Origin of the sequence: Lichenibacterium ramalinae, from assembly GCF_004137085.1 — a bacterium.
In the GTDB taxonomy this organism is placed as follows: Bacteria; Pseudomonadota; Alphaproteobacteria; order Rhizobiales; family Beijerinckiaceae; genus Lichenihabitans; species Lichenihabitans ramalinae.
This window is the reverse complement of record NZ_QYBC01000013.1, coordinates 99,147-122,629: the sequence shown is the minus strand read 5'-3', so window position 1 is coordinate 122,629 and position 23,483 is coordinate 99,147. Positions and strand designations below refer to the sequence as shown.

Here is a 23,483-nt window from a genome sequence, read left to right as displayed (position 1 = left end):
CACCCGGCCGTGGGACATGGGGCGCGTCGGGACATGACCAGGCACGGTGGGGATGGCGTCGCCGGCGGGATCGTCCCGCCCGCGCGCGGGGCGGGCTTCCTCAGCCGCCGGTCGTTCCTGGTCGGCTCGGCCGCGGGGTTCGGCGCGCTCGGGCTCGCCGGCTGCGCGACCTCCGACGCCCTGATGCTCGCCGAGGCCGCCAAGGCCTATGGCCCGATCCCGGACGAGAAGTTCCCGATCCCGGCGGTGAACATCGCCAAGCTGGACCCGAAGTTCTTCCGCCGGACGGTGCGGTACGAATCGCCCGAAGCGCCCGGCACCATCGTGGTCGACCCCGGCAACTATTACGTCTACCGCATCGAGGGCGCGGGCTCGGCGACCCGCTACGGCGCCAATGTCGGCCGCAACGGCTTCCTGTGGCACGGCGACGCCTATGTCGGCCGCAAGTCGGAATGGGCGACGTGGACGCCGCCCAAGGAGATGATCCAGCGCCAGCCCGAGGCCGCCGCCTATGCCCACGGCATGCCGGGGGGGCTCGACAACCCGCTCGGCGCCCGCACCCTGCACCTCTACCAGAACGGCGCCTATACGCTCTACACGATCTACGCCAGCAGCGACCCGGACACGATCGGCAAGGGCATCACCAGCGGCTGCGTCGGCCTGCTCAGCCAGGACATGATCCACCTCTACGCCCGGACGCCGATCAAGACGAAGGTCGTGGTTCTGCCGGCGTAGAGCCCGCCAGGCTCCCGCTTCGGGCCTGGCCTGCATCGGCGACGCCGCGACCCGGGCTGGACCGGCTCGTCGACGGCGCCCCCGCCGGGACGCCGAGCGGCGCGGAGGATGTTGCAACGGTCCCGCTCTCCTCCGACACGGGCGCGTAGAGGCCGACCGACGTCCTGGCTCCCCGCACCACGGCATCGGCGACGTGCCGGAAGGCCATCGTTCGTCCGGCGACCGCCACCACGGCGTCGCTGACCAGCACGGTCGTCCCGTGCTCCTTGTTGAGCGCCTCGATGCGGGACGCGACGTTTACGACATGGCCCAGCACCGTATAACTCATGCGGCCGGGCGTGCCGACGTTGCCCAGCATGGCCTCGCCCCTGTGCAGGCCGAAGCGGGACCGCATGGCCGGCAGACCTTCCGCGGCGAAGGCGGCGTTGAGGCCGGCGATGCGCGCTTCGGCGGCGAGCGCCGCCGTGCAGGCCGCCGCGGCCGCGCCCTCGCCGTCCCAGAACGCCATGACGCTGTCGCCGATGAACTTGTCGACGGTCCCGCCCGAGGCGATCACGGCGTCGGCGATGGCGGCGAGGTGGCGCGACAGCTGCGCCGTCAGGTCCACGGGGGCGACGTCCTCGGCCAGGGCGGTGAAGCCCTCGATGTCCGAGAACATGACGACCACCTCCTGCTTGATCCCTCCGAGGCCGGGCATGGCGCCGCGTTCGACGATGCCCTTGACGAGGCGTGGCGGCGTGAAGGTGGCGAAGGCCCGCAACGCGAGCTCCAGGGTATCGACGGCCTCGGACAGGCGCGCGACCTCCCGAAGCCGGCTCGGGCGGCGCGGCGCGCGGAGGCCACGAAACGCGACGATGTGTTCGACGTCCGATGCCAGGGCCATGATGGGACCGGACATGGACCGCGCCGCCTGCAGCGCCAGCACCAGGGCCAGGGCCACCACGGCGCATTCGACGCCCAGCACCCGCCGCAGCCAGCGCAGGACCGGCGCGTCGAAGACCGCGTCGGGCAGGGTGTTGGCGATCAGAAAGGTGCGGTTGTCGAAACGCAGGGTGGCGAAGCTCGCGAGGACGCGGTCGCCGGGGAGGTCGAGGTCCATGGCGCGCAGATCGGGATCGCGGCGGAAGGCGCGATAGACGGCATCCACCCGGTCCAACCCGGTCGTGGTGCCGCTCCGCGACTGGTGATCCGCCCGGTCCAGCATGAGGGGCAGGCCGGTCACGGCGCTGTCGGCGACGAGCCAGCCGTCGTCCTCCAGGATGGAGACCTGCTCGCCGTCGAAGGCCACGCTGTCCCGGAGCGATGCCGACAGGTCGTCGAGCGTGACGTCGATGCCGAAGACGTCCGTCCCGCTCCCCCCACCCCGACGGGAGAGGGTGACGCCGCTGACCGAATAATCCTGGAAGCGGTAGGGTGGGGTGACGACGCCGCGGTCCGTCGCCTGCGCGAGCCGGTACCACGGACGCTGCCGGGGATCGTAGCCGGCCGGCGTCGGCGGGGACCGGGCGAGGATCCCGAAGGTCGCGTCGAGATAGGCGAAGCTGTCGGAGCGCGACCCGTCGCGGGTGGCGCCGGTCTGGACCTCGAAGGCTGCATCGCCGACGCCGGCCGCTTCGGCCCTGCCGCGGTCCGCCGGCGTCAGCGCGCGGGCGAGGCCGAAGCTTCCGTCCGCCTTGGCGAAGACGATCGCCAGCGCCACCGGAGACGTCGCGCGAAGGTCTGACAGCACGCGCGCCAACCTGACCGCGGCGGCCTCGTCGGCCGTGTCCGACGGGAAGCCCGCCGCCAGGGTGGCGAGCACGGCGTTGGCGCCGCCGAACTGGGCGTCGAACCTCGAGCGCACGCCCGACGACACGAGCGCGAACTGCTGCTCGACCTGCGTCCGACGCATCGACGCGAGCGTGCGCTCGCTGAGCGCGAGCGGGACCGCGGCCGCCACCACGACGAGGAGCGTGAAGGCGAGGATCAGCACGGTCCGGAAGCGCAGGGTCGGGTGCGTCGACCGGATGCCGGCCCGGGTCGACCCGACGCGGACGGTCATGGCGGGGGTCCTCCGCAGGCGACGTCAGGTCTCGGATTCGCCGGTGGCCGCCCGCCAGGATCGCCGTCGGGGCCGGACAGCTGCGGCAGGCCCGTCGGTCCGGTCCCCATGCGTCACGGCCGGTCCATGTGCCACAGGGCGTCGCGCAGCGGGCGGCTCGACACCGAGATGGGGCCGCCGATGTCCGAATCGAAGTCGATGATCAGGTAGACCGAGGAGGCGACCGACACGGCCGACAGCACCAACACGAAGGCGGTGAGCCGGTTGCGCGGCGACATGAGGCCGAAGATCAGGAACAAAGCCGCGAGCCAGCCCACCAGCACCCCGAGCAGGATCGGCGACAGGTCCGACGGGGCGCGCTCGATGAGCGACCAGCGGATCGCCTGCACGGTGCGCAGGTCCTGGCGGAGCAGCGCGGCGAGGCGGTCCTGCCGGGCGCCGGACGGCGACAGCGCCTCGATCCCGTCATCCATGTCGGTCAGCATGGCGGTGTATTCGGCCGTCTCACCGCTGCCGGGCTGGACGGGGTGGACCGGGGACGGGTAGGGGCCGGAGGGGTGCGGCTCGTCCGGCCACTGGTCGGCGATCACGGCCGCCGTGAAGGTCCGCAGCACCGTGCGGAGCGGCGTCGCCGGGACGCCGTAGTCGCGCAGGTGGCGGTCGAGATCGGCCAAAGCGATGCCGTAGCGCCGGTAGGTCTCGGCATGGGCGTCGAACTCGGTCTTGCCTGAGTTGACCAGGAGGCCCAGCACCAGTCCCGAGATCGTCGCCACGATGGCGGCGATGGCGCGGACCGACTCGGTGGTGGGGCTCGTCTTGTGGTGGTCCTTGAGCCAGCGCCGGCCCCATCGGCCCAGCAGGGTGCAGCCGAGCAGGACGGCCAGGATCGCCAGGGTTTCGAGGATTTCCAAGCGCGCTGTCTTTCATCAGGTCGAAGGTTCCCGCATCGCGCCCGGTCGCGATCGGTAAGGGCGCCATGCGCCCCGCCGTGCTGGCCCTCGCATCCGCTGACGTCGCCCGTCCTCACCGGCCGTCCGACAAGCCTTCGAAATAGTCGAAGAACACACGGTCCGGATCGTAACGGTCCCGAAGCTCGCCGAGCTTCCGCCATTTCTCGGGCGCGAAGGCCTGCACGGCACTGGATGGTCGTTCCACGGTGTTGGCCTCGCCGATGTAATAGCCTGTGTTGTAGGGCCGCAACGTCGTCACCACCGCCTGATGCCAGTCCGCGTTGACCTGATCGTCCGCCGCGTCCCGCCACATGGACCAGGGCCCGCCGTACACTTTGGCCGACATGGACCGCGCCATGTCCTTCTGCGGGGCGGGGACGTCGGGGCCGCAGAAGATGGTGAACAGGAACACTGTCGTGGCCGACGGCGCTTTTGGCAACAGCTGCAGGACCGCCTGCATCATCTCTCCCGGGCTGTGATCGGAATAGGTCGCCTCGACCCTGGAGCGGAGGCCCTCCGGCCAGAGCGCTCCCGAGGCGTCGAAGAGCTGCTCGAAGTCCAGCGGCGTCGCGAACGAACGCGACAGGGACGGGACCGGCGGCCGCTCCAGCGGGCGCAGCGCCTCCCTGGCGGCGTCCGGCGTGTCCTCGAAGGCCGTCCCCGTCACCATGCAGAGCCAGCCGTTCTGATCGGCCGCCAGCGGCTTCAGCTCGGGCGGCGCCTGCACGATGTACTGGCTCAACTCGACGCTGGGCGAGATCGCCGGGGCCATTTCCCCCAACCAGCTGCCGATCACCGGCGCGTCCTCGAGCCGGTAGAAGGCGGTGCTGCCATGCATGGCCTTGGGCAGCGCCTGCAGTCTGAGGTGGTACTTGGTGATGATGCCGAAGAACCCGTAGCCCGCGCCACGCGCCGCCCAGAAGTAATCGGGGTTTTCGGTCTCGCTGGCCTCGATCAGCTCGCCGTCCGCGGTGACGAGCTCGATCGCCTCAAGGCTTTCGGCTCCGAAACCCCAGACCGTCGGGTTCCACGCCATGCCGCCGCCGAGGAAGTAGCCGCTGGCCTTGACCTCCGGACAATGGCCGGTCGGAAAGGCGAGGCCGAGGGGATTGAGCGCCCTCTGAATGTCGCGGTTGCTGACGATCGGCTGGATCACCGCCCTGCGGTTCCCGGCATCGATCGAGATCACCTTGTCGAAATGGCGGAGGTCGATCATGATGCCGCCGCGGCGCAAGGACGGCTGGCACCAATTGTGGCCGCCGCCACGGACCACGACCTTAAAGCCGTTGGCGCGCGCGAACCGGACGGCCGCGACCACATCGTCTTCGTCCGCCGCCTGCACCACCGCCTCCGGGGCGCGGTCGGGGACCAGCTTGTTCCACAGGTTGCCATGGATGGCCTCGAGGAACCCCGCATCGCTCGCCGCGATGACCGCACCCTTGCAGGCCCGTTTCAAGTTCTCGATGGTCATGCTCGGGCCCGTCAGGCAGGAGGATACCACCCGGACGATGCTGTCCGGGTGGGAGAATGTAATCGGACGAGGGACGGTCGAGGCGTCAATACGGGACGCGATCCGCCTTCTGGGCGTATTTCTTCCAGACTTCGACGGCTTCCGCCCGCATGATCTGCTTGCTGGGGATCGAGCGCTCCCCGACGTCCTTCTTCAGTTCGGCATAGATCATGCTGTCGTCGAACCCGCCGTATTCCAACGCGTCCTCGACCTGCGCGGCGTAATAGACCGACTTGATGCCGGCCCAATAGGCCGCCGCCATGCACATGGGGCAGGGTTCGGCGCTGGTGTAGAGCGTCGCGTCGCGGAGCTTGAACGTCCCTTCCGATTTGCAGGCCTTGCGGATGGCCTCGATCTCTCCATGCCAGGTCGGATCGTTCTCCGCGACCACGCGATTGGCGCCCTCGGCGATGATCTTGCCGTCCTGCACGATCACGCAGCCGAAGACACCGCCGGCGCTGTCGACGAGGGAGGTCTTCTCCGACAGGGCAATGGCCCGGGCCATGAAGTCGTTGTGTTGGTCGGTCATGTGGCAACTTTCCCTAGGGGTGAATCTCGGCTCCATATCCGTCCTGTATGACGTCACGTCATAGAAGACGGCTGAAAGCCAGTATTTCGATCGCATAGAGGCCGGCGACGGCCGACATGCCAAGGAACTCGGTGCGCCAGCGCGGTTTCGCCGTGGGCTTCAACCACCAGCCGAGCGCGAAGATGGCGACAGCCATCAGGGGCCACGAGACGACCGAGACGCTGATGGCATTGCCGATGAACGTCGACACGGTCAGCGGCAGTCCCCTCAGCACGGGGCCGAGGAAGCGGATCTCCAGCATGACGATGGGGAACAGAACCAGGAGGACGAGGCACGTCTGCTTCCAGGCCGGCGGCGGAGCCAGACGCTGTTCGTTGGCGAACCAGCCGGCGAAAGCGTTGCTCATCCGATGGTTCCGCCACGTCGAGACCTGCGGCGTCGCTTCGGCGAGGATGGCCTTTCGCTCCGCCGACCCCAGCCAGGCATCGAGGAAGGCGGGGGATTCGAAGCGGACCAGCGTGGTCCAATGCGGAACGTCCGATGACAGGGGCGCCTGGACCAGGGTGCCCATGTAGCCGGGGAAGCACGCCTGCACGCGTTGGATCCGCTCGCCCCAGAGGCGGAACGCTTCCTCCTGGCCGGGCTTCACCACCGTGGTGATGACTTCCGTGACCGTGGTGGTCGAGTGGTAGTCCGGCGCCGCCTCGTCGGCGTGGGCGGGGCGTGCGGGATCTTCGAGGCCGGTCAGTTCGGTCAGGAGAGCGGCGCGGGACGCATCGCGGACCCATCGGGCCAGCCCCTCGGGCGAACGGAATCTCTGGATGACCTGCCATTCGGCCGAGCCGGGAAAGGCCGGGATGATGTCCAGGCTGACGAAATCAGCCGTGGCGGACGCCGCCCGGGTGAACGTGGCCTGCCAGTTCGCGAAACCCGTCTCCATGCCGGGCCGAATGGCGACCCTGGTGGCGATAGCCTTGGATGCTCGGGCAGGCTTAAGCCCTCCGGCCTCCATCGCGTCCGAGCCGACCCGCACGACTCCGGGCTCACTGCCTTCATCCGCATCCCGGATGTCGTCGCCGCTGGGTTTGTACATCGGAGTCGAAATCCCCTTGATCTGCCCGCGGCGCAAAGGCGTGTGAATACGAGGAACGAGGAGCCCGAGATGCCCGGAATACAAGTCTCTCTTGCCGCTGTATTCGGACGCGTCACCTCTATGCAGCGTCGCCATGATGGGTTGCATGGTCCGTTGTAGAATGCAATCGTTATCGGCCGGTTAAGACAACGATCGGTGAACACCGACCGGCATTGTGGTGCCTATCGTAGGCTGGTGCTTGGCCGGGGTTGCCGCGATGCGGCGGCGGAGCGCGACGGCACGATGCCGGAGGGGTCGGCGCTTGGGTCGAAGCTTCGCTTCAACAACGGCCTGACTGGCTCTAGAACGCCTCCCGGGCCGGTGGAAAGGTTGGGGCGCGTGTCGGAAAAGATCCTGTTCGTGGCGCCGCGGATGATCGGCGATGCCGTCATGGCCTGCGGGATCCTCGACCATCTCGCCCGCACCCGGCCCGGGGCCCGCATCACCGTGGCGGCCGCGCCGGAGGCGGCGGGGTTGTTCACCCACATGCCGGGGCTCGATCGGGTGATCGTGGTGCGCAAGCGCCAGACCCACACCCACTGGCTGGCGCTCTGGGCCGCCGTGGTGGGCACGCATTGGGACATGGCGGTGGACCTCAAGGGATCGGGCCTGCCCTATGCGGTGCTGGCGCGCAACCGGTTCATGCGGCGGCCGATGCCGGGGCTGCGGCTCTACCAGCAGCACGCGGCGCTGCTCGGCATCGATCCCGCGCCCCTGCCGGTGGCCTGGGCCGGGGCGGCCGAGCGGGCGCGGGCCGCCGCGCTGATCCCGGAAGGCGGGCCTGTCGTGGCGCTCTGCCCCACCGCCAGCTGGACGCCCAAGATGTGGCCGGCGGAGCGTTTCGCGGCGCTGTTCCGGCGCCTCGCCGCCGGGCCGCTGCCGGGCGCCCGCGCGGCCGTGTTCGGCGGCCCCGGGGCGCGGGAGCGCGCGGGGGCGGCGCCGCTGCTCGCCGCCCTGCCGGACGCCGTCGACCTCGTCGGCGCCCTCACCCTGCCCGAAGTCTCGGCCTGCCTCGCCCGCTGCGCCCTCGCCGTCAGCAACGATTCCGGCCTCATGCACCTCGCGGCCGCCTCCGGCATCCCGACCCTGGGGCTGCGGGCGCATTTCGTCGACCAGGCGGCCCGCGTCGAGCCCGCCGGCCGGGCTGCGGGGTGGATCCTGCGCGGCGGCGACGACATGGCGGCGATCGGCGTCGCGGAGGCGGAGGACGGGTGCCGGCGCGTGCTGGGCCTCTGAGGGCGGGGGGCGGCAGCGTCGACGCTTGACCCCGCGGCGGCCCGCGGCGCAAACCCTGGCGGGTCCGGCCCGGGCCGGTGGAGGGGAGGGCGCCATGGCGTTCAGGTCGATCTACACCCACGGGTTCCTCCGCGTCGCCGCCTGCACGGTCGGGACCGCCATCGCCGAGCCCGCCCGCAACGCCGCATCGATCCTCCAGGCGGCGCGGGACGCGGGGGAGCAGGGCGTCGGCCTCGCGGTCTTCCCCGAACTGTCGGTGTCGGGCTACGCGCTCGAGGACCTGTTCCTGCAGCAGGCGCTGCAGGAGGGCGTCGAGGCCGCCCTGCTGGCCATCGCCGAGGGCACGCGCGACCTCCTGCCCGTGCTGGTGGTGGGGGCGCCGCTGCGCTGGCGCAACCGCCTCTACAACACCGCCGTGGTCCTGCACCGCGGCGCCGTGCTGGGCGTGGTGCCGAAGAGCTACCTGCCCAACTACCGCGAGTTCTACGAGAAGCGCCACTTCGCGCCCGGCGCCGGGCTGCGGGGCGAGACCATCGCCATCGGCGCCGCCGCGGCACCCTTCGGCACCGACCTGCTCTTCGCCGCCGCCGACCTGCCGGGCTTCGTGCTCGGCGTCGAGGTCTGCGAGGACATGTGGGTGCCGGAGCCGCCGGCCGGCGCCCTCGCGCTGGCGGGCGCCACCGTGCTGGCCAACCTCAGCGGCAGCCCCATCACCATCGGGCGCGCCCGCAGCCGCGACCTGCTGTGCCAGGCGACCTCGGCCCGCTGCCTCGCCGCCTACGTCTACGCCGCGGCCGGGGCCGGCGAATCCACCACCGACCTCAGCTGGGACGGCCAGACCGTCGTCTACGAGAATGCCGTGCTGCTCGCCCAGGGGGAGCGCTTCGCCGAAGCCGGGCAGGTGACGGTCGCCGACGTCGACCTCGACCTTCTGCGCCAGGAACGGGTCTCGACCGGCTCCTTCGACGACAATGCCCGGGCCACGGCCGCGGCGGCGGGGTTCCGCACCGTGCCGTTCCGCCTCGACCCGCCGGGCCACGACATCGGCTTCCGTCGCCCCATCGAGCGCTTCCCCTTCGTGCCGGCGGACCGGGAGCGCCTCGCCCAGGACTGCTACGAGGCCTACAACATCCAGGTGGCGGGGCTGAAGCAGCGGCTCGCCGCCATCGGGGTGAAGCGCATCACCATCGGCGTGTCGGGCGGGCTCGATTCCACCCACGCCCTCATCGTGGCCGCCAAGGCCTTCGACCTCCTCGGCCTGCCGCGCACCGATATCCTGGCCTATACGATGCCGGGCTTCGCCACCGGTGACGACACCAAGGGCAACGCCCACCGGCTCATGGCCTCGCTCGGCGTCACCGCCCACGAACTCGACATCCGCCCGGCCGCCACCCAGATGCTGGCCGACCTGAAGCACCCCTATGCGGAGGGCAAGGCCGCCTACGACGTGACCTTCGAGAACGTGCAGGCGGGGCTGCGCACCGACTACCTGTTCCGCCTCGCCAACCACCAGGGCGCCATCGTGCTCGGCACCGGCGACCTGTCGGAACTGGCGCTCGGCTGGTGCACCTACGGCGTCGGCGACCAGATGAGCCATTACAACGTCAATGCCGGCGTGCCCAAGACGCTGATCCAGCACCTCATCCGCTGGGTCGTGTCGACCCGCCAGTTCGACGAGGCCGCCAATGCCACGTTGCTGTCGATCCTCGACACCGAGATCTCGCCCGAACTCGTGCCCGTGGAGGCCGGCTCGAAGCCGCAGAGCACCGAGGAGCGCGTCGGCCCCTACGAGTTGCAGGACTTCAACCTGTTCTACACGCTGCGCCACGGCTTCAAGCCGTCCAAGATCGCCTTCCTGAGCCTCATGGCCTGGGGCGACGCGGCCCGGGGCGAGTGGCCGGACGGCTTCCCCGAGGAGCGCCGCCGCGCCCACGACCTCGCCCACATCCGCAAGTGGCTGCACGTCTTCGTGCACCGCTTCTTCGGCTTCAGCCAGTTCAAGCGTTCGGCCCTGCCCAACGGGCCCAAGGTGTCGGCCGGCGGCTCCCTGTCGCCGCGGGGCGACTGGCGCGCGCCCTCGGACGGCAATGCCCGGCTGTGGATGGAGGACCTGGAGCGCAACGTCCCGGACGCGTGAGGCCGAGGGCCGCAGGCCCAAACCCGCACCGGTCGCGGCCCGTTGTTCGGCCAAGCCAAGCGAGGCAACGCGGTGCGGGGAGGGCGGAGATGGACGGCGGACCGGTGAAGCATGGGCTGCGCTTCGGCCCCCTGGGCGACGGCGCCCTCCACCTCTGCGTCGACATGCAGAACATGTTCGCAGGGGACACGGCGTGGCACACGCCCTGGATGGCGCGGGTCCTGCCCAACGTCGAGCGCATCGTGCGCCGCAACCCGGCGCGCACGCTGTTCACCCGCTTCGTGCCGGCCCGCAACGCCGACGCGGCCTCGGGGACGTGGCGCGGCTACTACGAGCGCTGGCACGCCCTGACGCTCGACGAGCTCGATCCCGCCATGGTGGAGCTGATGGCGCCGCTCGGCGAGGCGGTGCCGCCCGCCGCGGTCTTCGACAAGACCACCTACGCGCCCTGGGTCCACGGCGACCTCGACGCCCGGCTGCGCCGCCGCGGCGTCGACACGCTGGTGGTGACGGGGGGCGAGACGGACGTCTGCGTGCTCGGCACGGTGCTGGGCGCGGTCGACCGCGGCTACCGCGTCGTCGTCGTGGTCGACGCGCTCTGCTCGGCCTCGGACGAGACCCACGATGCCATGGTGCTGCTCTACACCAGCCGCTACGGCCAGCAGGTCGAGACCGCGCTGACCGAGGAGGTGCTGGACCACTGGCGCTGAGCCTCGCGCGACGGCCTCGGAGCCGCCGCGGCTTCAGGGCCGCCGCGGCTTCAGGGCCGCGGCGGCGCCAGCCGGTCGAGCCGCAGGCGATGGCGCGCGTCCGTCAGCCGCCAGGCTGCGCCGTAGACGGCCGCCACCGTGCCGAGTGCGCCCGCGCCGGCGAGCAGGAACAGCGTGACGATCTGGACGTCGGCGGCGCCCTGCGGATCGGCGCCCGCCAGGATCTGGCCCGTCATCAGGCCCGGCAGGGTGACGAGGCCGGCCGCCGACATCTGGTTGAGGATGGGGATCAGCCCGGCCCGGATGGCGCCGCGCATCGGCCCGCCGAGCGCCTCGAAGCGCGTGGCGCCCAGCGCCAGCCGCGCCTCGATGGCGGCGCGCTCCCGCGTCACGGCGAGGCCCAGCCCGTTCAGCCCGACGCTGACGGCGCTCATCACCGAGCCGAGAACGATGCCGACCAGCGGCACCAGCACCCGCGGGTCGTACCAGACGGCCGGGCGCAGTTGCGTGAGGTAGCCGAAGCCCACCGCCAGGACGGTGGCGCTCGCCATCGTGGCACCGCCGAGGCCGTGCCGCCACAGCCCGCGCAGCGGGCGCTCCTGCCGGGCCGCGATCTCGGCCGTGGCGGCGGTCATCATCACGGCGGCGGCGGCCAGCACCACCCAGGGCGAGGCCGCGGCGAAGATCCAGCGCAGCACGAAGCCCACCAGCGTCAGCTGCAGCATTGTGCGCAGCCCCGCCACCGCGAAGGTCCGGGCGAGGCCGAGGCCCAGCGCCAGGCTCAGCCCGGCACTCGCCAGCACCAGCACCGAGGCCAGCGCGAGGTCGGCGGGCCCCAGCACGGCCGTCTTCATGCCGACGTTTCCCGGCCCGCCGGGATCTCCGGCCGTCCGTCCGCGACGGGGAAGCGCGCATCCGCCAGCCGGGCCACCTGCTCGGCCGCGTGCGACACGAGGAGCGCCGCCATCCCCTCCGCCATCCGGCGGCGCAGGATCGTCTCCACGGCCTCGGTGGCGGCGGGGTCGAGCGCCGCCGTGGGCTCGTCGAGCAGCAGCACGCGGGGGTTCCCGGCGAGGCCGCGCAGGAAGGCCAGCCTTTGGCGCTCGCCGGTGGACAGGCGCGCCACCGGCCAGTCGAGCACGTCGGCGGGCAGGCGCAAGGCCGCGCGGTCCGCCGCGAAGCCGGGGCCGGGCGCCGCCATATGGGCCCCCACGGTCTCGGCCCACCAGCCGGTCTCGGCCGGCAGATAGGTGACGCGGCGACGCCACAGCGGGGCCGGCACGGCGTCGCGGTCGATGCCGTCGAGCGTGACCCGGCCCTCGCAGGGGTCGAGGTCCGCCACCATGCGCAGGAACACGCTCTTGCCGGCGCCGGACGGGCCGGTGACGGCGCAGCAGGTGCCGGGCGGCACGGACAGGTCGAAGGGGCCGAAGCCGGGGCGGCGGAGGCCGGCGATCACCAGCACGGGGCGGCCTCGCAAGGGGCGGCCCGGGGCTGAGGAGCCGGGGATGGCGGAAGAGAGTGGGGGTCGAACCCACCAAGGACCGGCTCGCGGCCCTTCCCGGATTTGAAGTCCGGACGTCCCACCGGGGAGCGTTTCTCTTCCCCGCGGCGCGGACCGCTATTCGGCGGCGTCGCGCGTTCCGGTGCCGAAGCGGTTGACGATGTAGTCGTCGACCAGCTGCTTGAACTCGGCGGCGATGTTGGCGCCGCGCAGCGTCAGGGCCTTCTGCCCGTCGATGAAGACCGGGGCGGCCGGCGTTTCGCCGGTGCCGGGCAGCGAGATGCCGATGTCGGCATGCTTGGACTCGCCCGGGCCGTTGACGATGCAGCCCATCACGGCGACGTTGAGGTTCTCGACGCCCGGGAACTTGGTCTTCCACTCCGGCATGGAGTTGACGATGTAGCTCTGGATGTCGCGCGCCAGTTCCTGGAACGTCGTCGAGGTGGTGCGGCCGCAGCCCGGGCAGGCGGCGACGAGCGGCACGAAGGTGCGGAAGCCCATGGTCTGCAGGATCTCCTGCGCGACCTTGACCTCGAGCGAACGGTCGCCGCCCGGCTCGGGGGTGAGCGACACGCGGATCGTGTCGCCGATGCCGTCCTGCAGCAGGATGCCGAGCGCCGCCGACGAGGCCACGATGCCCTTGGATCCCATGCCGGCCTCGGTCAGGCCGAGGTGGATGGCATAGTCGGAGCGGGACGCCAGCGTCTTGTAGACGGCGATGAGGTCCTGCACGGCCGAAACCTTGGCGGACAGGATGATGCGGTCCTTGGGTAGGCCGATCTCCTCGGCGCGTTCCGCCGAATAGAGGGCGGAGCGCACCATGGCCTCGCGGGTGACGGCGCGGGCCTCGACGGGGCGCGCCGAGCGGGCGTTCTCGTCCATCAGGCTGGTCAGCAGCTCGCCGTCGAGCGAGCCCCAGTTGGCGCCGATGCGCACCGCCTTGCCGTAGCGGATCGCGGTCTCGACGATGGCCGAGAACTGCCTGTCCTTCTTGTCCTTGAAGCCCACGTTGCCGGGGTTGATGCGGTATTTCGCCAGGGCCTCGGCGCAGGCCGGGTGGTCGGCCAGGAGCTTGTGGCCGATGTAGTGGAAGTCGCCGACGAGGGGCACGTCGCAGCCCATGCGGTCGAGCCGCTCGCGGATGCGCGGCACTGCCGCGGCGGCCTCGTCGCGGTCCACCGTGATTCGGACGAGTTCCGAGCCGGCGCGGGCCAGCGCCGCCACCTGCCGCACGGTGCCGTCGATGTCGGCCGTGTCGGTGTTGGTCATGGACTGCACCACCACCGGGGCGCCGCCGCCGACCGTGACGTGGCCGACCTTCACGGCGACGGTGCGCCGCCGCGGCTCGGGCCCCGCGCGTCCGTCGGGGATGGTCGAGGTTGCCTCGGACATGGGAGGCGCGTCTCCGCTGATCGTCATGGCGCACTCAATGTCGAGGAAAGGCAACGAGGTCAAGACGGGCGACGAGGTCGAGGCCGAGCGCAGGACCCGTGCACGGCCCGCCGGCCGGGCCTGCGAGGCGGTCGACGCTCACGGCGCGCCTCCGCTTGGAGCGGCCTCGCCCGTTCGGCTGCGGTCGACGATATTTCCGCCACGGCAGGCCCCTTCCGCTGCGTCAGGGCCGACTTGCCGGTTTCGGGTTGCGGCGAACCGGGGCATAGGATGGGCGGCGAACGTCCGCACCATGCCAGAGGGTTCGACGCCATGCAGCCGACGGAACCGAGATCCCTGACCGACTACTTCAAGGAGGGGCTGCGGGCCCGGCAGGACGGCCTGGCCCTGGGCGACAATCCCTACAGCGCCGGCAGCGACAAGCGGCGGGAATGGGCGGCGGGCTTCCGTGCCACGTTCGAAGCTCGTGACGGCGACGATGCCGTGGGCTTCGAGCCGGGCGAAAGCGGACGCGGCGACCGGAACAGGTGACGCGGAGCCGCCGCCGCTCCGGCCCGTGTGGTGCCGTCGCCGACCGCCGGCTCTCGGTCCGGAGCGGCCGGGGGCGAAGGCGCTCTAGCCCGCCGTCTTGGCGCGGGCGATGGCCTGGCGAATCAGCTCCTTGGCCTCGTCGGCCCCCACCCACTTGACGATCTTGACCCACTTGCCGGGCTCGAGATCCTTGTAGTGGGCGAAGAAATGCTCGATCTGCTCCAGCGTGATCTGGGGCAGGTCGGTGTATTCCTGCACCTTCTCGTAGCGCTTGGTCAGCTTGGTGACCGGCACGGCGATGATCTTCTCGTCGCCGCCGCTCTCGTCCTCCATCAGCAGCGCGCCCACGGGGCGGCAGGCCATCATGGCGCCGGGCACGATCTCGCGCGTGTTGGCGATGATGACGTCGCAGGGGTCGCCGTCGTCGGACAGGGTGTGGGGGATGAAACCGTAGTTTCCCGGGTAGCGCATCGACGTGTGCAGGAAGCGGTCGACCATGAGGATGCCGGCCTCCTTGTCGAGCTCGTATTTGATGGGCTCGCCGCCGATCGGCACTTCGATGATCACGTTGACCTCGTCGGGCGGGTTCTTGCCGATCGCGATGGCGTCGAGGTTCACGGGGCGTCTCCGGTCGTTTCTGGGTGGGACTGCGGCGCACGCGCCGGATGGCGACCGCTCATAAACGACGCGGGGCGGTAAGGGAACGGGTTTGAACTGCCGCTCAGTCGAAGCCGAAGGCGATGCGGCCGCGCATCTCGGCCCCGAAACGCTCCTCGGCCCGGCGCACGATGCGGCCCCCGAGGCGGAGGTAGAACGAGATGGCGCGGTCGTTGTCGGCCAGCGCCCAGACGAGGCAGCTGTCGTAGCCGTGCTCGCCGAGGTCCTTGCGGGCGGCCTCGAACAGGCGTCGGCCGAAGCCCATGCCCTGGTATTGCGGCGCCAGGTAGAGTTCGAAGATCTCGCCGCGATAGGGCAGGGCAGGTACGCGGTTGCGGCCGTAGCTGGTGTAGCCGCCGATGCAGTCGTCGAAGTCCAGGACGGAAAGGCGGCTGCCGTTGCGGATCGCCTTCAGCCACCAGGCCGGGCCGCGCCGTGCCACCATCTTGTCGAGCTCGCGCCCCGGGATGATGCCCCGATAGGCGTCGAGCCAAGCCGCGTCGTGGACTGCCGCGATGGCCTGCGCATCGCCAGTCCGTGCCCCCCGGATCGTGATGAGAGTCTCGGCCATGGACGCGATGGTAGGGCGGAGCCCGCGCGTCGCGCAAGGGCCGCCGCGAGCCTGGGCGCGGCTATTTCACCGCACCCTCGGCACCGCGTTCAGCGCGGCTGCTGCGCCCGCCGGCCGCCGTCGCCGCGCGGCCGCTGGGCGCCTTGGTCAGCCGGGCGAGCGCCGTCGCGCGGGCGGGCTGCAGCCCCCGCGCCGGCATTGTGCGGGCGGGCCGGGGCGGCGTTGCCCCGCGGCGCGCCTTCCGCGCCGTGCCGGGGCTGGCCGGAACGGTTGCCGCCGTTGGCGGCGCGGCCGTCGCCACGCCCCTCGCCATGCGGCTTGGCGCCCTGGCCGGGGCGGCCGCGCACGGCGCGCGGGTCGCGGTAGGGCGTCTCCGCCTGGGTCGGCGCCGAGACGGCCCCGGGCTTGCCTTCCTGCACCGGCACCTTCTGGCGGATCAGCCGCTCGATGTCGCGCAGGTAGGAGCGCTCGTCCTCGCCGCAGAGCGAGATGGCGGAGCCGTCCGCGCCGGCGCGGGCCGTGCGGCCGATGCGGTGCACGTAGGTTTCGGAGATGTTGGGGATGTCGAAGTTGATGACGTGGCTCACGCCGTCGACGTCGATGCCCCGCGCCGCGATGTCGGTGGCGACGAGCAGGCGGGACTGGCCCGACTTGAAGGCCGCCAAGGCCCGCTCGCGCTGGTTCTGGGACTTGTTGCCGTGGATGGCGTCGGCCTTGAAGCCGGACGCGTTCAGGTACTTCACCACCTTGTCGGCGCCGTGCTTCGTGCGGGTGAAGACGAGGGCGCGGGTGATCGTGTCGTCGGCGAGCAGGCCGTGCAGCATGGCCTGCTTGTCGCGCGTCGGGCAGAAGATGACGCTCTGGCGGATGCGCTCGGCGGTCGACGACACCGGCGCCACCGCGACCTCGACGGGGTTGCTCAGCAGCGTGGAGGCCAGCTTGGCGATGGCGGGCGGCATGGTGGCGGAGAAGAACAGGCTCTGGCGCTTGCGCGGCAGCATCGAGACGATCTTCTGGATGTCCCGCATGAAGCCGAGGTCGAGCATGCGGTCGGCCTCGTCGAGCACGAAGACTTCGACGTCCTCGAGCGTCAAGGCGCGCTGGTTGATGAGGTCGATGAGGCGGCCCGGCGTCGCCACCACGATGTCGACGCCGCGCGCGCAGGCGCGGATCTGCCGGCCCACCGGCACGCCGCCGAAGACCAGCGTGGTCGAGAAGCGCAGGAACTTGGCGTAGGCGATGATGTTCGCCTCGATCTGGCTGGCGAGTTCGCGCGTCGGCGACAGCACCAGCACGCGGCAGCTGCGCGGCCGGGGCTGGCCGTCGGTCAGCGACAGGCGGCCGAGGATCGGCAGCGAGAAGGCCGCGGTCTTGCCGGTGCCGGTCTGGGCGATGCCCAGGAGGTCCCGGCCGGCGAGGACGTGCGGGATGGCGCCCGCCTGGATCGGGGTGGGGGTCTCGTAGCCCTCGGCGGCGAGCGCCTTCAGGATCGGCGCGGGGAGGCCGAGGTCGGAAAATGTCGTCAAAGGGTCCTGACTTTTCGTTCGAACTGCGCCGCAAGCCTCCAGGCAGGCTTCGGGAGTGTGAAGCCGCCATCGTCCGGAGCAGGGCGCGAAAAGGCCGGTGACGGGAAGCTCCCACTCCGGTGGTGGGAGAAGCATGGGCGCGTTACGGCAGCCCATGTGTCCGGCTCCGTCCCATATGCTCTCGCGGCGCCGCGAAAGCAACGGGTGCAGCGCGACAACGGAGCCATGCGGCGGCCGTGCATCGAAAGGCTCGCCTCGCGCGTCTGCCGCTGGGGCCGGTGCGGAGGATGGCGACATGACGGCGAATCGCGACGCGGCGCGGCGGGGCCCGGTGGAGCGGGCCGCAGAGGTTGTCCCGCCCCCGGCGGGTCGCGGCTTCCGTTGGATCGTCGTCACACTTCTGGCGCTGTCGACCGTGGCGCTGGCCGGCATCGCGGCGTTGCTCGGCCTCGTCTACCTGCAGCTGAAATCCAGCGACGTGGCGAGCCTCAAGGCCGACGTCGCCGGGGTGAAGTCCGAGACGGCGAGCTTCCACGCCGACGTCGGCAAAGCCATGACGGCCCTGCAGAAGGGCCTGACCGACACCGCCACCGAGGTGAACTCGGCGACGCTGCAGCTCAACGACATCGCCCTCAGCCTCCACAAGAAGCCCTGACGGGTTCGGCGACGGCATCGCCGAGGTCAGCGGGCGGGCGCCACCTCGACGATGCCGTTGCCGGTGCGGCCGAACCGTTCCGGCCGGTACATGTCCTCGACGACGGCGGGCGGGTGGACGAAGCGGCCCGGCGTCACGGCCCGCACCGTGTAGGCCACGGTGAAGACCGGCGGGTCGCTCGGCGCGCGCTCGAAGGCGGCGGTGAAGCGGTCGTCGCGGAACTCGGTGTGGCTGGGCGCGGCGTCGACGTCGAGGCCCTTGAGGCCGGGCACGACGCCGTCCGCCACCAAGGCCGGGTTGTCGATCTCGAAGCCTGCCGGCAGCGGGTCGGTCAGAAGCAGACGGGCCTGGGTGGCCTGCGCCGCCGCCACCTTCAGCACGACGACGAGCCGCGTCGTCTGGGCGACATGCGCGGGATCCACCTCGCGGCCGTCGACCCCGACGTAGCGGCGCTCGACCGCGTAGCCGTGGCTGGCCTCGGGCTCCGGCGCCGGCAGCTGGCCCGACGTCGTCACCACGACGTCGGCGGTGTCGGGGCCGGCGTTGACGAGCGCGAGGGGACCCGCGTCGAGCCGGGCGGCCGGCAGGTCGCGGTAGAGCGGGCCGGCGTGGCGGGCGCCGTCGACGTCGAGCGCCAGCCGCTGCGCCCGGCCCTGCAGCGCCTGGGCGGCCAGGACCAGCCAGGCCTGTTCCTGCGTGTTGCGCGGGTAGGGCGAGCGCTGGGCCGCCGACAGGGCTTCGCCGGCCTGGGCCGTGGCCGCCTCCAGCCCGGCATCCGCCGCGAGGGTCAGCACGGCGGCGGCGTCGCGCAGCCGCGAGCCGTAGTCCTGGCGGTAGCCGCGGTCGTCCGGTTCGCGGTCCAGCGCCGCCGTCGCGGCCGCGAAGGTCGCGGCGGCGCGGGGCCGGTCTCCCAGCAGGGCGAGGGCGGCGGCGAGCTGCGCCTTGGCGAGGGGCGAGGCGAGGGCATCGAGGCGCTCGCCCGCGATGTAGCGCAGGTCGGCCATCACGGGGCGGCCGTTGCGGGCCAGCACGTAGCCGGCATAGCCAAGGGCGAGGTCGCGGTCCTGCGCGGCGGCGGACCGGTCGCGCGTGCCGGCGGCCAGGGTGTTGCGCAGCCTGTCCAGCGCTGCGTCGAGGGCCCGGGGCGGGACGGCGAAGCCCGCCTCGCGCGCCCGGGTGAGGAAATCCGTCACGTAGGCGTCGAGCCAGGGGTCGCCGCCACCCCCTTCCGCCGTCCAAAGCCCGAAGCCGCCCTCGGCGGTTTGGCGGGCGAGCAGCTGGGCGACGGCGCCGGCCAGGCGCGGCTTCAGGTCCCCGTCCGGCATCAGCGCGGAGGGCGGGGCCAGCCGGTCGAGGCCGAGCAGCGGCAGGGCGCGGCTGACGACCTGTTCGGAACAGCCGACCGGGTAGCGGTCGAGCCCGAGCAGCAGCGCCGGCACGTCGATGTCGCCGAGCGGCGACACGGCGAGCGACACCCGCCCGGTGCCCGGGACGAAGTCGGCCAGGAGGTCGCGCGACAGCGTCAGGCCCTGGCCGGGCGTCAGCGGGTGGACGACGCGGCGGTACACGGCGGGCGCCCCGGGCGCGATGCCCAGCGCCACCTCCTGCGACAGGTCGAGCCCCCCGGGCCCGGTGAGGCGCAGGGAAAGCCCGGCGACGCCGAGGCCGGCCGCCGTCACGGGAACGTCGAACCCGCCGCGGGCGCCGGGCTGCAGCGCGACCGTGCGGTCGAGCGCGTCGGCGGGCAGGAACCAGGGGCCGCGCGGCGCCAGGGCGAGCCGGTATTCGCCGGCCGGGCCCTCGACGTCGTCGATGTCGACTCGCAGCCGCGCCCGGTCGCCGACCGACAGGAAGCGCGGCAGCGAGGCCGTGACCACGACGGGGTCGCGCAGCACCACGTCGGCCTCGGCGCTGCCCGCCCCGGTCCTCGACCAGGCCACGGCCGAGACCCGCAGGGTGCCGTTGAAGGCCGGGATGTCGAAATCCACCGTGGCGGTGCCGTCCGGGCCCACCGGCACGATGCCGGAATAGCGGGCCAGCGGCGGCTGGGTGGGGGCCTCGGCACTGCTGACGAGGCCGGCGTCGCCGCCCTGCCGGATGGCGCCGGCCGCGACGCCCAAGCCGTCGATCAGCCCGCCGTAGATGTCGCGCAGGTCGAGCCCCAGCATGCGCTGCCCGAAGAAGAAGGCGCCGGGCTTCGGCGCCTCGTAGCGGGTCAGGTTGAGGATGCCGGCGTCGACCGCCGCCACCGTCACGGCGGCCGGCTCGCCCGGCTTCAGGCCGGCGAGGCGCACCGGCACGTGCAGCGGCGCGCGGGGGCGGGCCAGCGCCGGCACCCCGAGCTCGACCTTGAGGTCGCGGGCGGCCGCACCGACGGCGAACCAGGCGAGGCCGACCGCCCGGCCCGGCATGCGCTTCGCCGGGGCGTCGAGCGGCCGCTGCGCCAGCACCATGGCATAGGCGCCCGGGCCCCAGGCCGCCTCGACCGGCAGCGTCACGACGGTGTCGCCGGCCGCGAGGTCCATCTCGCGCCGGGCCGCGATCCCGTTCTGCCCGACCAGCAGCGTGGCATGGCCGGCGAACCGCGACGCGACCGTGACGCGCATCGTGTCGCCGGGGCGATAGTCGGCCCGGTCGAGCGTCACGCCGAGGCGGTCCGGGCTGTCCCCGCCGGCCTCGGCGCCGAAGCCGATGTCGAAGCCGACGGCGGTGGCGGGTAGGCCTCCATCGGGCAGGCCTGCATCGGGCAGGGCTTGGTCGGGCGCCGTGACGTCGAGCCTGTAGTGGCCGTCCGAGGCCGGGACGGACAGGTGCGCCGGGGCCGCCGCCGCCGTGTCGATCCGGCCTTCGGCCACGAGCTTCGAGCCGTCGACGCGCTCGAAGCGCCAATGGCCCTCGTCGGTCTTGTACCATTGGAAATTGTGCTCGTCGCGCGTCAGCCGCCAGTGAAGGCCGGCCACGGCCGAGCGCTGGCCGGCGGCATCCACCGTCACGACGTCGAAGGCCGCGGCGCCGTCGCCCGTGGCCCTGACCCCGATGAGGCCGGTCGCCGGCAGGATCGGGATCGTCACGCCGCGTTCGAGCGCCCGGCCGCCCGGCTCCGCCACCCGGAGCGCGATGCGGGCCTGCAGCGGCCGCGTCGCCGTCACCACGGCCACCGGCACCGAGATGGCCGCGGTGCCGTCGGCGGCCGTGGTGACCGGCTCGGGCAGGGCCGTGGTGGCCGACTCCACGGCCTCGTCGGTGAGGCCGGCCTGGTAGCCGTCCAGCGTCGGCCAGGCCGGGCCGGGCGCCGCCTCCACCGTGCTGTCCCCGGTCACGGCGAGCCCGGCACCGGGCGCGCCGTAGAGGAAGCGGGTTTCGGTGCGGATCTCGGCCGGCTGGCCGGGGCGGAGGCGGGGCGCCGCGGGCGTCAGGGCCAGGGTGAGGCGCTCGGGGACGTAGTCCTCGACCAGGAAGGTCGTCTCGCCCACCGGCTTGCCCTTGGGGTCGGCATAGGCGGCGACGTTCCAGGTGCCGGATGCGGCTTCCGCCAGCAGCGGAACCGCGAGGCTGTGGCCGCCGATGCCGCCGTCCGGCACCTGGACACGGCGGCTCTCGACACCGTCGGGCCGCGACACGACGAGGGTCAGCGGCAGGCCCGGCACGGCCGTGCCGGCGGCGTCGCGCAGCAGCGCCGTGAGCGACACGGTTTCGCCCGGGCGGTAGACGCCGCGCTCGGCATAGACCAGGGCGTCGAGCCCCGCCTTGGCGGGCCGTCCCTTGTCGCCCCGGTCCGTCAGGTCGAAGGGGGCCGCGGTGAGGTCGAGGAAGTCGGTGTCGCCGCCCGGTGCCGCCGCCGTGAGGAGCGCGGGCCGCGCGCCCCCCTCGCCGCGCGACAGGCCGGGGTCGAAGCGGGCGGCGCCGTCGGCGCCCGTGACGGCGGTGCCCAGCACGCCGTTGTCGCGCGCCAGCAGCGTCAACGTCACGCCCGGGACCGGCGCCGCGGTGGCGAGCGAGCGCACCAGGGCCGTGATGCCGCCCTCGCCCCCGACCACGCTGAGGCCGAGGTCCGACACCACGAACCATTGGGTGGCGCTGGCGCCGTCGCGGCCATCGCGCCCCGCCTCCGCACCGGTCGCCGGCAGCCGCGCCTGCAGCACGTAGACGCCCGGCGCCAGCGCCCCCACGGCCTCGCGGACCGGGAAGGCGGTCTTCACGTCCGCGTTGAGCTTCGCCGCGACGGCGAGCGAGCCCGACCACACCTGCCGGCCCTCCTCCTCGGCGAGGCGGCGGGCGTCATCGTCGCCGATCTGGTTGCGGAAGTTGCCCGCCCGCAGCGTCGCCACGAGGTTGCGGTCGCCGATGTGGACGATCGACACGTCGATGCGGGCGACGTTGACCGACAGGAGCGGGATCCCCTCGGCCCCGACGCGGGGCAGCACGTAGCCCTGGCCCAGCGTGGCGATGCGGGCCGGCCGGTCCGGCACGAAGACGTCGTAGTCGGCCGGCCGGGTCAGCGCCTCGCCCACCGTCGACGGCAGGCCGGTGCGGACCGCGACATGGTAGGTCTGACCGTGCTCCAGCCCCTCGACGCAGAGTTGCCGGTCCTTGGCCGACAGGGCGGGATCGGCCTGGCCCGCCACTGTCACGTAGGGGGCGAGCTCGGCCGCGCTGCCCTTGAGGTCTTCGGAGAACTGCAGGCAGATGCGGGGCGCCACGGCATCGGCGTCGACGCTGTAGTCGGCGACGTGGAAGCCGTGCGCGTCCCGCAGGGCCTCGTAGGCGGCGCGCAGCTTCGGGTCCTCGCGGGCCGCGAGGCTCGCCCGGTCGGCGTCGAGCGCCGGGCGCCATTGTTCCTGCCGCGCCATGGAGGCGCCGCCGAGGGCCAGGGCCGCGGCCTCGTCCCGGCGCGTGGTGGCCCGCAGGTAGGAGGCGTAGGCGGCCGGCATCACCCATCGGGCGAGGCTGTCGCGCCTCTCGTCCGTGTCGGGCAGGGCGGCCGAGACCGCCTCGGCCGCGGTGGCGAGCCCGAGCCAGATCGCGGCGCCGTCGCGTCCCGCCGCGATGGCGGCGGCGTAGGCCTTCAACGCCTGTTCCGAACCCGGGGGGGCCTTGGCGGCGGCGGCGGCCAAATCGGCGCCAGAGTCGGCGGCGGAGCGGCCGTCGGCGTCAGCGGCGCTCTTCGCCTTGATCTCCGCCTTGAGCCTTTGGGCCGCGGCCGCGAGGTCCGGCCTGTCGAAGCTCTTCGGGGCGAGGGTGGCGGGGGCCGCCGCCTGCTGGGCCGGCGCGGGCGCGCTGAGGGCCGACAACAGCGCGAGCGTCAGGGCGAGGCGGCGCATGGGACCTCCCGGGAACGGGCGCGCGTCGCGCCGCTGCCGCGGTTTGATAGCAAATCCGCCCGGAATGCTACCGGGAAACGGCGGCCGCGGGATTTGACCGGCCGGCCGAGCGGGCCTATGCATCGGGCCAGCATCGGTCCCCCGCGAGGGGGCAGGCGCCCTTCGCGGGGCGCCGGACGGGAATACCGGAGGCGGGCCGCGAGGCCGGCCGAGGCCGGAACTGCCCCCGCAACTGTGAGCGGAGAGCCGGATCGTCACGAGGCCACTGGGGCGCCCTCCGCGCCCCGGGAAGGCGACGGTCCCGGCGCTCGATCCGCGAGTCAGGAAACCTGCCGTGCTGGCGCCG

The 23,483-nt window shown here is 72.5% G+C and carries 18 protein-coding genes, 1 tRNA gene and 1 riboswitch; of the genes, 6 read left to right on the top strand and 13 right to left on the bottom strand.

Annotated elements, in window-relative coordinates:
• The first annotated feature begins 33 nt into the window (after positions 1–33).
• Complete coding sequence (locus D3272_RS16160) at positions 34–735, top strand: L,D-transpeptidase (RefSeq protein ID WP_129220240.1); 702 nt, start codon at positions 34–36, stop codon at positions 733–735.
• Here the strand turns inward: D3272_RS16160 and D3272_RS16155 are convergent.
• The 5 genes from D3272_RS16155 to D3272_RS16135 all read right to left on the bottom strand — a co-directional run bounded on the left by D3272_RS16155 (position 704) and on the right by D3272_RS16135 (position 7,005).
• Complete coding sequence (locus D3272_RS16155) at positions 704–2,776, bottom strand: adenylate/guanylate cyclase domain-containing protein (RefSeq protein ID WP_129220239.1); 2,073 nt, start codon at positions 2,774–2,776, stop codon at positions 704–706. The genes D3272_RS16160 and D3272_RS16155 overlap by 32 nt on opposite strands.
• A gap of 113 nt (positions 2,777–2,889) precedes the next feature.
• The gene (locus D3272_RS16150) at positions 2,890–3,687 is read right to left on the bottom strand and encodes a bestrophin-like domain (protein WP_129220238.1); all 798 of its coding nucleotides are present in this window, start codon (positions 3,685–3,687) and stop codon (positions 2,890–2,892) included.
• A 112-nt stretch (positions 3,688–3,799) separates the two neighbouring features.
• Entirely contained in the window at positions 3,800–5,197 is a 1,398-nt protein-coding gene (locus D3272_RS16145) for an FAD-binding oxidoreductase (protein ID WP_129220237.1), read from the bottom strand.
• An 85-nt stretch (positions 5,198–5,282) separates the two neighbouring features.
• Positions 5,283–5,765, bottom strand: a complete 483-nt coding sequence (locus tag D3272_RS16140) for a nucleoside deaminase (RefSeq protein ID WP_129220236.1) — start codon at positions 5,763–5,765, stop codon at positions 5,283–5,285.
• 58 nt (positions 5,766–5,823) lie between these two features.
• Positions 5,824–7,005, bottom strand: a complete 1,182-nt coding sequence (locus tag D3272_RS16135) for a putative antibiotic biosynthesis monooxygenase (protein WP_245496611.1) — start codon at positions 7,003–7,005, stop codon at positions 5,824–5,826.
• Between the two features lie 231 nt (positions 7,006–7,236).
• On the opposite strand from D3272_RS16135, the gene D3272_RS16130 reads away from it, so the two are divergent.
• The 3 genes from D3272_RS16130 (at position 7,237) to D3272_RS16120 (ending at position 10,980) form a co-directional block, all read left to right on the top strand.
• Positions 7,237–8,133, top strand: coding sequence for a glycosyltransferase family 9 protein (locus D3272_RS16130; RefSeq protein WP_207210226.1), 897 nt, complete (start codon positions 7,237–7,239; stop codon positions 8,131–8,133).
• A 94-nt stretch (positions 8,134–8,227) separates the two neighbouring features.
• Complete coding sequence (locus D3272_RS16125; protein ID WP_129220234.1) at positions 8,228–10,270, top strand: NAD(+) synthase; 2,043 nt, start codon at positions 8,228–8,230, stop codon at positions 10,268–10,270.
• An 89-nt stretch (positions 10,271–10,359) separates the two neighbouring features.
• Positions 10,360–10,980: a cysteine hydrolase family protein gene (locus D3272_RS16120; protein ID WP_129220233.1), complete on the top strand. Its 621-nt coding sequence runs from the start codon at positions 10,360–10,362 to the stop codon at positions 10,978–10,980.
• 50 nt (positions 10,981–11,030) lie between these two features.
• On the opposite strand, the gene D3272_RS16115 is transcribed toward D3272_RS16120, so the two are convergent.
• The 4 genes from D3272_RS16115 to ispG all read right to left on the bottom strand — a co-directional run bounded on the left by D3272_RS16115 (position 11,031) and on the right by ispG (position 13,876).
• Positions 11,031–11,834, bottom strand: a complete 804-nt coding sequence (locus tag D3272_RS16115; RefSeq protein WP_129220232.1) for an ABC transporter permease — start codon at positions 11,832–11,834, stop codon at positions 11,031–11,033.
• Positions 11,831–12,445 carry an ABC transporter ATP-binding protein gene (locus D3272_RS16110; protein ID WP_245496610.1) on the bottom strand — a complete coding sequence of 205 codons (615 nt, stop codon included), beginning with the start codon at positions 12,443–12,445 and terminating at the stop codon, positions 11,831–11,833. The genes D3272_RS16115 and D3272_RS16110 overlap by 4 nt, the downstream gene beginning before the upstream one ends.
• 44 nt (positions 12,446–12,489) lie before the next feature.
• Positions 12,490–12,586, bottom strand: a tRNA-Sec gene (locus D3272_RS27390).
• Between the two features lie 15 nt (positions 12,587–12,601).
• Positions 12,602–13,876: a flavodoxin-dependent (E)-4-hydroxy-3-methylbut-2-enyl-diphosphate synthase gene (gene ispG / locus D3272_RS16105; RefSeq protein ID WP_245496609.1), complete on the bottom strand. Its 1,275-nt coding sequence runs from the start codon at positions 13,874–13,876 to the stop codon at positions 12,602–12,604.
• 312 nt (positions 13,877–14,188) lie between these two features.
• On the opposite strand from ispG, the gene D3272_RS16100 reads away from it, so the two are divergent.
• A complete protein-coding gene (locus D3272_RS16100; RefSeq protein WP_129220229.1) occupies positions 14,189–14,407 on the top strand; it encodes a hypothetical protein in 219 nt (72 codons plus the stop codon).
• An 84-nt stretch (positions 14,408–14,491) separates the two neighbouring features.
• Here the strand turns inward: D3272_RS16100 and ppa are convergent, their stop codons facing one another.
• The 3 genes from ppa to D3272_RS16085 form a co-directional block, all read right to left on the bottom strand.
• Positions 14,492–15,025, bottom strand: coding sequence for an inorganic diphosphatase (ppa, locus tag D3272_RS16095; RefSeq protein ID WP_129220228.1), 534 nt, complete (start codon positions 15,023–15,025; stop codon positions 14,492–14,494).
• A 103-nt stretch (positions 15,026–15,128) separates the two neighbouring features.
• Positions 15,129–15,635, bottom strand: coding sequence for a GNAT family N-acetyltransferase (locus D3272_RS16090; protein WP_129220227.1), 507 nt, complete (start codon positions 15,633–15,635; stop codon positions 15,129–15,131).
• An 89-nt stretch (positions 15,636–15,724) separates the two neighbouring features.
• Positions 15,725–17,161: a DEAD/DEAH box helicase gene (locus tag D3272_RS16085; RefSeq protein WP_129220226.1), complete on the bottom strand. Its 1,437-nt coding sequence runs from the start codon at positions 17,159–17,161 to the stop codon at positions 15,725–15,727.
• Positions 17,162–17,456: 295 nt separating this feature from the next.
• Between D3272_RS16085 and D3272_RS16080 the strand changes: the two genes are divergently transcribed.
• On the top strand, positions 17,457–17,816 hold the full coding sequence (locus tag D3272_RS16080; RefSeq protein ID WP_129220225.1) for a hypothetical protein: 360 nt from the start codon (positions 17,457–17,459) through the stop codon (positions 17,814–17,816).
• A 26-nt stretch (positions 17,817–17,842) separates the two neighbouring features.
• Here the strand turns inward: D3272_RS16080 and D3272_RS16075 are convergent, their stop codons facing one another.
• Complete coding sequence (locus tag D3272_RS16075) at positions 17,843–23,137, bottom strand: alpha-2-macroglobulin family protein (RefSeq protein WP_129220224.1); 5,295 nt, start codon at positions 23,135–23,137, stop codon at positions 17,843–17,845.
• Positions 23,138–23,315: 178 nt separating this feature from the next.
• Positions 23,316–23,467: riboswitch (cobalamin riboswitch) on the top strand.
• Positions 23,468–23,483 lie beyond the last annotated feature (16 nt).

Bases quoted from the DNA above. Each gene is read 5' to 3' on its own strand.
- D3272_RS16160 (WP_129220240.1), top strand. From the start codon at position 34: ATGACCAGGCACGGTGGGGATGGCGTCGCCGGCGGGATCGTCCCGCCC.
- D3272_RS16155 (WP_129220239.1), bottom strand. From the start codon at position 2,776: ATGACCGTCCGCGTCGGGTCGACCCGGGCCGGCATCCGGTCGACGCAC.
- D3272_RS16145 (WP_129220237.1), bottom strand. From the start codon at position 5,197: ATGACCATCGAGAACTTGAAACGGGCCTGCAAGGGTGCGGTCATCGCG.
- D3272_RS16140 (WP_129220236.1), bottom strand. From the start codon at position 5,765: ATGACCGACCAACACAACGACTTCATGGCCCGGGCCATTGCCCTGTCG.
- D3272_RS16135 (WP_245496611.1), bottom strand. From the start codon at position 7,005: ATGCAACCCATCATGGCGACGCTGCATAGAGGTGACGCGTCCGAATAC.
- D3272_RS16125 (WP_129220234.1), top strand. From the start codon at position 8,228: ATGGCGTTCAGGTCGATCTACACCCACGGGTTCCTCCGCGTCGCCGCC.
- D3272_RS16120 (WP_129220233.1), top strand. From the start codon at position 10,360: ATGGACGGCGGACCGGTGAAGCATGGGCTGCGCTTCGGCCCCCTGGGC.
- D3272_RS16115 (WP_129220232.1), bottom strand. From the start codon at position 11,834: ATGAAGACGGCCGTGCTGGGGCCCGCCGACCTCGCGCTGGCCTCGGTG.
- ispG (WP_245496609.1), bottom strand. From the start codon at position 13,876: ATGTCCGAGGCAACCTCGACCATCCCCGACGGACGCGCGGGGCCCGAG.
- D3272_RS16100 (WP_129220229.1), top strand. From the start codon at position 14,189: ATGCAGCCGACGGAACCGAGATCCCTGACCGACTACTTCAAGGAGGGG.
- D3272_RS16090 (WP_129220227.1), bottom strand. From the start codon at position 15,635: ATGGCCGAGACTCTCATCACGATCCGGGGGGCACGGACTGGCGATGCG.
- D3272_RS16080 (WP_129220225.1), top strand. From the start codon at position 17,457: ATGACGGCGAATCGCGACGCGGCGCGGCGGGGCCCGGTGGAGCGGGCC.
- D3272_RS16075 (WP_129220224.1), bottom strand. From the start codon at position 23,137: ATGCGCCGCCTCGCCCTGACGCTCGCGCTGTTGTCGGCCCTCAGCGCG.